Genomic DNA, 11,479 nt, shown 5'->3' with positions numbered 1-11,479 from the left:
CAAAACCTTACCCAAGATTGATGAAACCGAGGGGGCAAGCATGTGATGAAATCCGTATGCACGGTCACCCAAAAAAGCTTAAGTAAGTGCCATTCGGGTCTGGCCTCTTTCCTTTTCGACCTTTTTTCTCCTTATCGCATGTTGCAATATATGTTTTTGTTGATCTTTACACAATCCGAGTCCAGACATTTCCATCAAAAGACATGATGTCGTCTTCACCGTTAGACCACATCACACCATCTGCGGTACTTAGCTGATAGCACGTCTTAGGGGTATCATTTCCAAAATCAACTTTGACCAACCGCTGTCCCTCCAATCGATATACCGAGCTCATGGACGAAACATAGACTTTATCCTCGAACCACTCGACATCCCAAAGATCATCATTGGTGCTTTCATGATTTATGACTTCCCATGTTTCGCCTGAACCGCACAGCAATGCGCCACTGTGACCAGTAATATATACTTTTCGATCAACAGCACATTTAACGCTTGTTAAATTAGCGTTTGTTGGCATATCAAGTTTCTGCCATATTTTCCCGTCATAATGCCAAACCTCCCCTTTCCTCCCAACTGCATAAATATCTGTCGCATTAAAACCATGAATTGCTTGAATATTAAAAGTTTTCGGCAATCCATCGTCAATGCGCGTCCAGAGCTTTAACTCGTCTAACCGATATACCAGACCACGTAATCCAACGACAAAGGCCCGACCAGCTATCTCTGAAACGGAACGAAAACCACCATAGCGAGTTTCCTTGGATGGCGGTTGACTGCTCTCTAATACATCGCCACTCATGAACCCATTTGCTGTGGTTACAGAGTAATATCCCTGTTCAGATATATCTACCAACCCCGGTTCTGGTTTAGTAATTATACAAAGGCTATGCGCATTATAATTACGATCTCCCTGAGTAAATTTCCCTCTATCCCATTTAAAAGTAATGGTATGAGGCTCATCCATCTCTGTCTTGGTGTCCGCAGCAGCAATATATCCAAGGTCCGATAAATGCACTACGGCGGTTCTTATTGTCAGTTCTGCCAAAGGTAATTTATTACTCATAAGTATCTATGCTCGACGTTTCTATTAATATCTATCTTCCAAATCCTTGACCTGTACCACTAGCCGGGCGGGTTCTTCTCCCCGTAACAGTCGGGCGTATTTTATCCTCTGAATCTATACCCATGTCGGCATGTCCCTGACGCACTTGTGCCTCAATACAGTCTTTATCACAGCCAGTCACATCTTCGACTGCTTGGGCTCCTACAGCTTCAGACTCTCCTACTTTCCACTCAGCATCCTTTTTGATTGATTTTCCAGATTCAGTCAAATAAGGTTTAACCGATTCGTGCTCAAGAGTAGCAATATTCGTTTCGGTATGAATTTCACCATGATCTCCTTCTGTTTGACTTGTCCCTTCTTCACATATGCATGGCGCTTTATTAATTGAGTATTTGTTTTTACCTTTATCATCTTTTAGAAGTGCACCTGCGTCTTGTGCGGCTTTACTACTTAAACCCGCAAATCCGGATTCATAAAATTGTGATTTCAGAACAACATGATGTGGAGTCATTTGTTCGCCATTGCTACCATTGCAGCAAGAATTTGGATCGAAAGGCGCCAACAGGCACTTACGGGCTGTACAGCAACCTTCGCTATAGTCATTTTCGCCTTTGCACTTGGCCACGATCTCCTTGCCCATGGTGTTGCAGGGGTGGTCATTAACCGCAGCCATAGCCATCGCATCTATAAAAGGCCAAGGCACAGCTTCATTAGCCGGACTTCCATGATTATTAGTGGTCATGTCCAAATGCCGATCAACATTTTCTCCTTCAAATTTAACATCCATCGACCATTTTATAAAATATACCTTACCAGTATTCTTACTGGAAATAACCCCTTTTTTCGCCGCAGCGCCAGCTTCATCGCCGGTTGATTTCTTAAAGTAAGATTTGTTCTTCAACATTATCTCCTTACCAGAAATCTGTACAGTTTTGCTTCCTTCGGTTGTATCAGAAGCCATTCCAGTATTTGGATAAGGTACTGGTACTCCGGGCGGAGTTGCCGGATTCTCAGGTGGTGTAAAGCAAACATCCGGCATGGCGCAAATGGTTTTTCCCGCGCCTGCTTTGCACGCCAATTCCATTCCATTCGCATAAACTTCATTCGCCATGACTACCCCCACTACTCCGCCAAGCAATAATCATCGAAGAACGCTTGCCATCATCATTCCCCAAATGCATTAGGACTTGATGCCCCTTGGTATAGGCTTTTTCACAAGCTGCCTTTAAAACCGCAAGCATCACCAATCCAATCACAGCCCCTACTTCACCGATGCAATCTGCCGGATGCCAGATATCAAACTCATCCCTCTCAATATTTCGATTAATACGACTAAACGCCAAACTAGCTTCTTTAAATTGATATTGTTCACCAGCAATATCGGTGATTTTGAATTCAAGCAGACTTTCGCCATGTCCGGCATCATCCAAAGATTCCTTAATCGCCGCCGTCAACCCATCTGCCCTTAAAGGTTCTTCCGAATCAATATGCGCCAGCTCAACCCCAAACCCCAAACCAACACAAACCAACTGATTTACCTGATTTGCAGTAGCCGGCTCCACAATCAAGGCCGCAGACCCCTCGCCCGGGATAAAGCCATTGGAATTCTGACTGGTTAACAAGCGCTCCTTATCTTCGAAATGCGCGAGCGTTGGGCCGACCAGCAAGCTGTCGGTTGCGGCAACCAACACATGTGGCAAATTCAATTCCTGAATCAGTTCGCGTGCATGCTTGAGCGCCACAGCCACCGAAACATGACCCTGCGCGATGACGCGTGACTTCGGATGAAATTGCAGTTTTAATTCTTCCTGCAAATCGAGAAAAAATTGATTGTCATCGTCAAACACACGCCCTGAGCGGTCTTTTTCAGATAGGCACAGCAACAATGGTGTTGCTTCGGGAACGACTTTCTGATTGCCAGAGAGGCATTCCTGAATAGCTGCACTGGCCATTTTAATGAGCTTGGTTCTCCCCCGCCACGGCTGTTCCAATGGCACTTCGCAGCCCATGATCCATTCCCCGCCGCTGTCCATGAAACGGGTTTCCTGGAAATTATCAATGGCGCAACGAATCGCTGCACAAGATGCCGGGACGCTTAAGCCGACACCGGTTACCATGCCGGTTGCTGTGATGGCTAGTGGAAAACCGCTCATGAAGCATCATCCTCTGTTTCAACCTTCTTCGACTGTGCCAGATGTTCCAGCGAAGGATAATAGGTTTTACCCAATTCACGCGCACGCCACCAACCACGAGACATTTTTCCCACCAGCACTTGCGGGATTTCAAACATATTTTTCTTGAGCGGCACGCTGGCGCGCCAGGTTATGGTAAACAAACTTTTATCCGGTTCAATCACCAGTGTATCGATTACCGCCTTGGTCTCATGGCGATCGCCTTTTTTGCGGAAAAAGACGACGGGTACATCAATGGTTGGCAGTACAAATCCGGTTCGGCTTTCCGGTGTCAGATTGACCAGCACGACTTCTTCCCCGCCACGAAGGTAAGAAATCTGCTGATCCAGCGGAGCAGCTTGGTAATACATATCGTTAAAATCAGGCGACAGGAATGGAAACGTATTATCAATCCAATTCTGATCATAGGTACCCGCATACGGCAGGCGCGATGCCCAACCACGGCCAACTGGCCCGAATGCCATCGGCGCATAGTCGCCATCCGGTTTTTCAACCGGTTGATTCAGCGCTTCGGTATGCGGCATGGGTGCGCCATCAATCCATTCTTTCTTAATGTTCTTATGAAAACCTTTACCGATTGGGTTATGCATGAAAGCCACGTGCTTTGCTGGGTCTTCCGGGAAATTATCGACACCGCCGAAAGCGACATCGTAAGAAAACGATTGCACTGTAAATGGTTCTGGTGGTGTAGCTTGCACTCCCGCCAATCCATATTCCCACACCCGCTTGCCGCACACGACAAAGGTCTTTTGCCACTGCCCGATGCGTAATCCCACCGGCACACGGGGAACTGGCCGTCCATCCGGTGCATAAGCACTGCCCTGGAGTAGAAGGTCACATTTTAATTTACGCGGCGCAAAATCAACTTCGTAGTACGGCGCCGAAAAACCCGGTTCACCAGTAAACGTATCGGCCATGATCAGCGGCAACTGTGTTTCATGCAACCGCACTTCCTCACCCGATTTGGGTAACTGAAACGTTCCTTTGACGACAACCACCAGCAATTCTCGCCCCGATGGTTCCATACCCATCGTGTAGCCTGCAATCATGTTGGTTTCGTTGATTAGATCCATTGCAATTCAATTGAAAAATATTAACCGATACTAGTTTATCTAAGAAGCTTTCGTTTTTGCATCCAGCCATTTTTTGAAAGACGACTGGCTTTCTCCTGAGGGGATTCCGGCCAGTAAATTTCCAACGCTGATATCTTCATCGAGATCTTCCCAATGAATGCCATGACCTTTGCCAATTATCCGCCAACTAGACCGCTCCTGTTCAGTGGCATGAGTTAATCGAGGATACCAATCGATTGGAACAGAAATTGTTCTTCCGTCACTCAACTCAACACTGAGCGTATCTTCAGATACATGAACATCCATTGCTTCAGGTATTTTCAGTTCAATATCCAAAGTATTCATCCCATGTCTCCATAATTTGTTCATTATGCTCGTCAATAATGTTCATAATCCGAATGATCTCTGATCGGCTAAAACCACCGCTCTTTTGCAATCGAACAGGATCAATCCAAAACTTCGCTATATTATCTTCTCGTTCAACGTGAACATGCTTCGGTTCGTTACGATCACCCGAGTAGAAGAAGAAACGATAAGGCCCAACTCTTAATACCGTTGGCATCTACGCTGTTCATTCAATAACATTATTAATACCATCAATTAAGCTGCACCGAACCACCCTTGATGCGATTCACTCCGCTGGAGCGACTAAGCACGTAACTGCCCTTGATGATCACTTTACCTGCCTTGGTCAGCGTGATGCTGGCCTTTCCGCACCGCAGCACCAGTTGCTCCTTGGCACTCACGAGCATGCGTTGACCATCCACATCGACTTCAACTTGAGCGGAGTGTTGTTCGAGCGGCCAACCCTCAGCGCCTTGCAATACGCCCATAATGATCGGTTTCTCAGGATCATTGGCTTCAAACATGAGTACGACCTGTTGCCCGATATGTCTTCCGTGTAGATCTACAGTGGTTCGTGCTTGCAAAGCCGCCAAACCCGGCTGGTCGGGATAACTTACTAGTGGTGTACGGCCTTCGTTCGTGATGCCGATTAATTCACCCACGATGATTCCCGTGTGTATATTTTCTGCGGGTGCCTTTCGGGAATCACGGGTTACTTCCCTTTCGATCAATGGACGCAGAATGTCGTTACCGGATTCTTCTTCAATCATCAAACCAGCATCGGCTTCGATCGTATCTTGACTACTCATTTTGCATTCTCCCAATTCCCCTCTTTAATTCTGAAGAATTTTAGTACCCTTCATCACAATATCGCCACCAGCCTTGATATTGATCTTGCCCGAACCGTCCACAGTAATGTCTTTACCCTTGATCACAATCGTCCCATCTTTCTTCATGCTGATGCTGGCGCTGCCGGTTTTGATGGTAATTGAATCCCCTGCATCAATCACCAGATTTTTACCAATTTTTGCGCTATCATCACCCTTGACGTCTGCACTGCGGTTACCATCCACGCCCAGGGAATCATTACCTTTCACACTCTTGGACGCATTACCCGTAACCGATTCGCTTTGATTCCCGCCAACCTCCAAGGACTGATTCGCGCCTACCTTTGTAGATTGGTTCGTACCGATGGTATTGCTTTGATTGGCGCCCACATTGGTACTTTGATATGCGCCAACATTGATCGTCTGATAGGCACCCACCGCAACTGCCTGAAACGCACCGATACCGATTTCCTGCGCACCGCCGACACCGATGGTCTCGTTGACACCGACTAAATGAGTGCGCTGCAATGCAACCGACGCCGTTTCGCTGGCGCCGACTGTTTTGGTTCTGTTGGAGCCGATGGTGATACTTTCATTCGAACCCACCATCTCAGTGCGGTTGACACCGACAGTAATGGTTTCGTTGTTGCCGACGGTTTCAGTGCGATCATGTTTGACTAGCGTAGTCTCATCATTATCAATCGTTTTTTTCCGGTCATGCCCTACCCAATGGGTTTCATCATTTTCAACTTCGATGTCCTGATTCTTTTCGGCATGCAAGTAAACTTGCTCGGAGCCTTTTTTGTCTTCAAAACGTAACTCATTGGCGTTGGCAGCACTCCCTTCTTTGCTGGAACGTGTCAGGATGCCGGTCTGCGTTTTATTGGCAGGCAGTTCATAAGGCGGCATCTGCTCGGCATTGTAGACACGTCCTGTGATGATCGGTTGATCAGGATCGCCTTCGAGAAAATCAACGATGACTTCCTGACCAATGCGTGGAATGGCAATCATCCCCCAATTCTTTCCGGCCCAAGGGTGTGATACCCGTACCCAGCATGAACTGTTCTCATTCTTCTTGCCAAGACGATCCCAATGAAACTGTACTTTGACCCGCCCATACTTGTCCGTATGGATCTCTTCACCCGACGGACCAACCACTACGGCGGTCTGCGGGCCTTGCACGAAGGGTTTTGGCGTCAACCGTGCAGTTCGATAGGGCGTACTGCTCTCAACGACAGTAAAGCTATTGCTATAGTGATTGCCGCTACTGGTTTTGGAATCAAAACTATCAACGCGAACATTGTGCGTTACGGAAGTTACCAGGTATTCGCGGTTTTGATCAGCGCGTGGAAATAGCGCTAATTTAAACAAGCCACCGCAAATCAAGCCATGCACATTGCCATTACCCTGCATGCGTTCATACTGGCTTTGCAGTTCCTGAATGCGAACCTTGACACAATCATTTCCTTCATCGTTTTTAACATACTCTCCTGGATAGTCGTAGACCTCAAAACTGGCTCTATCATGATCCCGGATAATGTTGGAATTAACATGCAAATCCGCTTTCGGATGTTCAAAATCATAGTCATTCAGGCAATAAGTACCCGTTTGCAGTTTTCTGGTGATATTCCAACCTGAAATGCACTCACCTTCTCTAACCACAGCCTGATCCGGTGGATAGTAAGAAATATCGTAACAACCTGACATCTTGTCGTGGCAGGCCATGTCATTGGCCAAACAAAGTGTGTGCTTGCCTTGCTCATGCTTAAAATAATAATAAATGCCCTCTTGCTCCATCAGCCGGCTAATAAAATTGAAATCGGTTTCACGATACTGCACGCAATAATCCCAAGTACGATGACTGCCTTTTAATCGATCCTCGATATCGGAATATCCCTGCTCTCGAAGCACATCCTTAATGATATCTGGCACGGTCTTGTTCTGGAAAATCCGGCAATCCGAGGTGCGGGTTAAAAGCCAGAGCCACGGGTGAATCGTTGCAAAATAGGTCGCATACTGTCCTTCGCTGACACCTTGCGAGATGCTGCTGACATAGCCATTAAAAAACCGTTTGCTTTTTGCGTGACTGAGTCGAATGGAAACATTCTGGCCGAGCAGGTCTTCAAAATTGATGTCTTCGGTGCTGCCCAATTCCACATTGATCGAAAAAAGACGCCCCAATTCTTCAGTCACAGTCATTTCGCGCAATAACAACACATCAGCACCCAGTGGGGTGATGATTTCGATTTCACGATTTTGTTGTGTTGAGGGCATAGTTTTTAGCTCATGGGTAGATTAAAAGATTATTCAAACCGGTAACTGAATTCACCATTCTGCACACCAATATTAACTGCTGAAATCGCTTCCCCGGTCATCATTTTAGTTAAAAATTGCTGACTAATGGCTGGCAGTACCGTATTGGTCAAAATCGCATCAACCACTCGGGCACCGCTTTCGAGTTCGTTACAACGATCGGCAATCAATTGCACCACGGCGTCATCGTATCCAAATGGTATGCGGTGGTTAGCCTTAATGCGTTTCTCGATTCTATTTAATTGCAGCTTGATGATGGCTCTGAGCATTTCATCGCTGATCGGATAATAAGGGATGGTTACCAATCTGCCGAGAAGCGCTGCAGGGAAAATTTTAAGTAAAGGTGTGCGCAATGCTTTGGCAATTTCATCCGCGTCGGGCATCAACTCAGGATCCTTACACAGATTCATGATCAAGTCGGTACCTGCATTGGAGGTCAGAAGGATGATGGTATTTTTGAAATCGATAAAGCGGCCTTCCGCATCTTCCATCCAGCCTTTATCAAATACCTGGAAAAAAATTTCGTGCACATCCGGATGCGCTTTTTCAACTTCATCCAGCAAGATTACGCTATACGGTCTGCGCCTGACGGCTTCGGTCAATATTCCACCTTCGCCATAACCGACATAGCCCGGAGGAGAACCTTTTAAAGTGGACACTGCATGAGCTTCCTGGTATTCGCTCATATTAATGGTGATGATGTTTTCTTCACCGCCATACAATGCTTCAGCCAGCGCCAAACCGGTTTCCGTTTTACCGACTCCGGAAGATCCACATAACAAGAACACGCCGATCGGTTTACCAGGATTATCCAGATTGGCGCGTGAAGTTTGCACGCGCCTGGCGATCATATCCAGCGCGTGCCGCTGACCGATTACGCGGCGATTCAATGTCCCCCCCAGATTGAGAATAGCATCAATTTCATTTTTCACCATGCGTCCCACTGGAATTCCGGTCCAACCTGCAATCACGGATGCCACTGCTTGACTATCCACCGTCGGAAACATCAGTGGCTGCTCCCCTTGCAACTCGACAAGCTGCTGCTGAAGTAATTTTAATGTGGCAAGCGCTTGTGGGTTGGAATGGTGATTGGGTGTCTCATTGCCCGATTGCAAATCCGCCTCAGGCTGTTGATTGTGCAGTTCAATGCGCAATTCAAGAATTTGATCAACCAACTGCTTCTCCTTGAGCCATCGCTGTTCAAGTTGTTCCAGCCGTTGTGCCTCTTCAGTCAATTTGGTCTCAACAATCTGCTTTCTATCCTTGATATCCACGCCGACCGCATGCTCCCGCTCGATAATGCCGGCTTCTGTTTTAAGCGTATCAATTTTGCGACGGCTATCTTCAACTTCGGGAGGAACCGCAGATTGGCTGATGGCAACCCGTGCGCAAGCAGTGTCTAACACACTGACACATTTATCCGGTAGTTGCCGGTCGGGAATATAACGATGCGATAATTTGACTGCATCTTCAAGGGCTTCGTCCAGCAGCAACACTTTATGGTGCTGTTCCATCACATTGGCAAGGCAACGCACCATTTGAATGGCTTTTTCCTCATGCGGCTCATCGATTTTGACGACCTGAAAACGCCTGGTGAGCGCAGGATCCTTTTCAAAATATTTTTTGTATTCCGACCAGGTCGTGGCAGCGATTGTGCGTAATGTGCCACGAGCCAACGCCGGTTTTAGCAGATTGGCTGCATCACCGGTACCAGCCGATCCGCCTGCGCCGATCAAGGTATGCGCTTCATCAATAAACAGGATGATGGGTTTTTCCGAGGCTTGCACTTCATCGATCACCTGGCGTAGCCGGTTTTCAAATTCGCCTTTCATGCTGGCACCCGCTTGCAGCAGCCCCAAGTCCAGTGTTCTGATGCTCACGCCTTGTAATGGTGGCGGTACATCACCGCTCGCAATCTTTAAAGCGAATCCTTCAACCACGGCAGTTTTACCAACCCCCGCCTCCCCCGTCAGAATGGGATTGTTCTGACGCCGCCGCATCAGGATATCAATCAGTTGACGAATTTCATTATCTCGGCCGACGATGGGATCAATTTTTCCTTGGCGCGCCGCTTCCGTTAAATCCATTGAAAACTGCTGCAGTGCTTTTTGTTTTCCCATTTGCGCCGCTGGCATGGCGCTAGAATATTCTCCTGGTGAAGCATTTCCCGCCAATTGGCTACCATCCGATGCCGCCATCTGGTCTTCAGGCGATCCTTGAACGATGGCATTTAGCTCGTCAACCAATGTATCCGTATTGATTTTCTTGAATTCTTGCGAAATCATCAGCAATTTATTGCGCAGCGCGGGCGTTTTTATAATGCCGACCACCAGGTGACCGGACCTTACCTGATTGCTGGCATACTTAAGGCTAGCATATAACCAGCTTTTTTCGACTGATTCTTCGACATCAGTGGAGAAATCCGACAAACTGGAAGCCCCTGCAGGCAAACGATCCAGCAATTGAACAAAATCATTCGCCAAGCGTGATGGATTCAGCTCGAATCTTTTAATGATACGGTGCACATCGGAATCGGGTAATTGAAGGATTTGATGCAGCCAGTGCACCAGTTCAACATAAGGATTGCCGCGCATTTTACAAAAAACGGTTGCGCTTTCTATGCCTTTGTATGCCAAATTGTTCAACTTTCCAAATAAGGCTGCCCGGCTAATTTCCGTCATAAGTTCTTCTCCAAATCGATAAACATATCTCTCGCATCATTAGTTCTGTTTTTTATCGCAAGCCAACTGTTCCAACCCAACCAACTATCTTTGCCGAGTCGCGCAGTCGGCACCTCATTTTTCTTTAGAACGAGATTTAAATCCCATTTGAATTCAAAGCCGATGTAATTTTTAACCAGATCAGAAAATGCGGTTATCTTTTCCCCGTTTGGCAATAGTGATTCAAATTGTTGCAAATCAAGTGGCCCAGCCACGATACGAAACTTATGCATGCATTGCCAACTACGTTTTCCTGCCGTAGCGGAGACTCCCAGTTGACCTGTTTGCTGATCCGTATTCAAATAACACAAACTATCTTTGGGTATCGTAAGCCACTCACCCACAAACTCTTCCACTGCGATGGGTACTTGAAAGTAAGCATGCAATATTGCGATCAATCCACTGGCATGTTTTGTTGAGCCGCCCATATGTATTGCAAAATGTAATTTTGCATGATCAGAGATGCCATCACGCTGCTGTTGAGAGCGCTCTGCGATTCCCAGCAACGACCCCACATAAAAACTGAAACGGTCATTTTGCGGGCGGTCAAGCTGTACGGTGGGTTCTTTATCCGCCCATGCGCGATAAAAAAGACTGAGTAACCGGTGGTGAAAAAGATCGGCAAATTCTGCTAGCGTCGGATCCCTAGCGATATTACTGCGATTTCTTGCAAACTCGGTAAGATGGATAGGCAAAGGACCATTGGGGCCAAACAAGCCAAAGAAAAACACTTTTAATGCCGCCGGATAGTCCGCATTCGCTTCAAAAGTTGCAATGGCTGCTGGCGCAAATTGCAGGAATGGCAATTGCCCCATGCGAATGGCATCATCGCTGGGTTTTACCGAATAGCCAAACCGCTGTTTATCAGGATACATGCACTCGATTAAGCGCACAAACTGATAAAAATCATACTTGTAGGGTTCTTGCTGAAGATCCTTCAGCATCG

At 47.0% G+C, this 11,479-nt stretch carries 10 protein-coding genes; all 10 read right to left on the bottom strand.

The window, feature by feature from the left end; all coding sequences use genetic code 11:
- Positions 1 to 166: 166 nt before the first annotated feature.
- Genes C8R34_RS13525 through tssG form a run of 10 tightly spaced genes read right to left on the bottom strand, consistent with a single transcriptional unit; the run spans position 167 to position 11,477 of the window.
- Complete coding sequence (locus tag C8R34_RS13525) at positions 167 to 1,063, bottom strand: hypothetical protein (protein ID WP_110341481.1); 897 nt, start codon at positions 1,061 to 1,063, stop codon at positions 167 to 169.
- Between the two features lie 31 nt (positions 1,064 to 1,094).
- Positions 1,095 to 2,174, bottom strand: coding sequence for a PAAR-like domain-containing protein (locus tag C8R34_RS13520; protein ID WP_110341479.1), 1,080 nt, complete (start codon positions 2,172 to 2,174; stop codon positions 1,095 to 1,097).
- The gene (locus C8R34_RS13515; protein ID WP_110341477.1) at positions 2,164 to 3,216 is read right to left on the bottom strand and encodes a hypothetical protein; all 1,053 of its coding nucleotides are present in this window, start codon (positions 3,214 to 3,216) and stop codon (positions 2,164 to 2,166) included. Before C8R34_RS13515 ends, C8R34_RS13520 begins: the two co-directional genes overlap by 11 nt.
- Complete coding sequence (locus C8R34_RS13510; RefSeq protein ID WP_110341475.1) at positions 3,213 to 4,328, bottom strand: DUF2169 domain-containing protein; 1,116 nt, start codon at positions 4,326 to 4,328, stop codon at positions 3,213 to 3,215. Before C8R34_RS13510 ends, C8R34_RS13515 begins: the two co-directional genes overlap by 4 nt.
- 39 nt (positions 4,329 to 4,367) lie before the next feature.
- Positions 4,368 to 4,673, bottom strand: coding sequence for a DUF2442 domain-containing protein (locus C8R34_RS13505; protein ID WP_110341473.1), 306 nt, complete (start codon positions 4,671 to 4,673; stop codon positions 4,368 to 4,370).
- Positions 4,654 to 4,890 carry a DUF4160 domain-containing protein gene (locus C8R34_RS13500; protein ID WP_110341471.1) on the bottom strand — a complete coding sequence of 79 codons (237 nt, stop codon included), beginning with the start codon at positions 4,888 to 4,890 and terminating at the stop codon, positions 4,654 to 4,656. The genes C8R34_RS13505 and C8R34_RS13500 overlap by 20 nt, the downstream gene beginning before the upstream one ends.
- A 34-nt stretch (positions 4,891 to 4,924) precedes the next feature.
- Positions 4,925 to 5,482: a DUF6484 domain-containing protein gene (locus C8R34_RS13495; RefSeq protein WP_110341469.1), complete on the bottom strand. Its 558-nt coding sequence runs from the start codon at positions 5,480 to 5,482 to the stop codon at positions 4,925 to 4,927.
- Positions 5,483 to 5,506: 24 nt separating this feature from the next.
- Positions 5,507 to 7,774: a type VI secretion system Vgr family protein gene (locus tag C8R34_RS13490; RefSeq protein WP_110341467.1), complete on the bottom strand. Its 2,268-nt coding sequence runs from the start codon at positions 7,772 to 7,774 to the stop codon at positions 5,507 to 5,509.
- A gap of 29 nt (positions 7,775 to 7,803) precedes the next feature.
- The gene (gene tssH / locus C8R34_RS13485; RefSeq protein WP_110341465.1) at positions 7,804 to 10,494 is read right to left on the bottom strand and encodes a type VI secretion system ATPase TssH; all 2,691 of its coding nucleotides are present in this window, start codon (positions 10,492 to 10,494) and stop codon (positions 7,804 to 7,806) included.
- Entirely contained in the window at positions 10,491 to 11,477 is a 987-nt protein-coding gene (gene tssG, locus C8R34_RS13480; RefSeq protein ID WP_165872578.1) for a type VI secretion system baseplate subunit TssG, read from the bottom strand. Before tssG ends, tssH begins: the two co-directional genes overlap by 4 nt.
- Positions 11,478 to 11,479: the final 2 nt, after the last annotated feature.

Source organism: Nitrosomonas sp. Nm84 (genome assembly GCF_003201565.1).
Lineage (GTDB): Bacteria > Pseudomonadota > Gammaproteobacteria > Burkholderiales > Nitrosomonadaceae > Nitrosomonas.
The sequence above is the reverse complement of the archived record's forward strand: the minus strand, read 5'-3'. Positions and strand labels throughout refer to the sequence as shown.

Excerpts from the sequence above, each read along its gene's own strand:
- C8R34_RS13515 (WP_110341477.1), bottom strand. The coding sequence starts at position 3,216 with ATGAGCGGTTTTCCACTAGCCATCACAGCAACCGGCATGGTAACCGGT.
- tssH (WP_110341465.1), bottom strand. The coding sequence starts at position 10,494 with ATGACGGAAATTAGCCGGGCAGCCTTATTTGGAAAGTTGAACAATTTG.
- C8R34_RS13495 (WP_110341469.1), bottom strand. The coding sequence starts at position 5,482 with ATGAGTAGTCAAGATACGATCGAAGCCGATGCTGGTTTGATGATTGAA.
- C8R34_RS13525 (WP_110341481.1), bottom strand. The coding sequence starts at position 1,063 with ATGAGTAATAAATTACCTTTGGCAGAACTGACAATAAGAACCGCCGTA.
- tssG (WP_165872578.1), bottom strand. The coding sequence starts at position 11,477 with ATGCTGAAGGATCTTCAGCAAGAACCCTACAAGTATGATTTTTATCAG.
- C8R34_RS13510 (WP_110341475.1), bottom strand. The coding sequence starts at position 4,328 with ATGGATCTAATCAACGAAACCAACATGATTGCAGGCTACACGATGGGT.
- C8R34_RS13520 (WP_110341479.1), bottom strand. The coding sequence starts at position 2,174 with ATGGCGAATGAAGTTTATGCGAATGGAATGGAATTGGCGTGCAAAGCA.
- C8R34_RS13500 (WP_110341471.1), bottom strand. The coding sequence starts at position 4,890 with ATGCCAACGGTATTAAGAGTTGGGCCTTATCGTTTCTTCTTCTACTCG.
- C8R34_RS13490 (WP_110341467.1), bottom strand. The coding sequence starts at position 7,774 with ATGCCCTCAACACAACAAAATCGTGAAATCGAAATCATCACCCCACTG.
- C8R34_RS13505 (WP_110341473.1), bottom strand. The coding sequence starts at position 4,673 with ATGAATACTTTGGATATTGAACTGAAAATACCTGAAGCAATGGATGTT.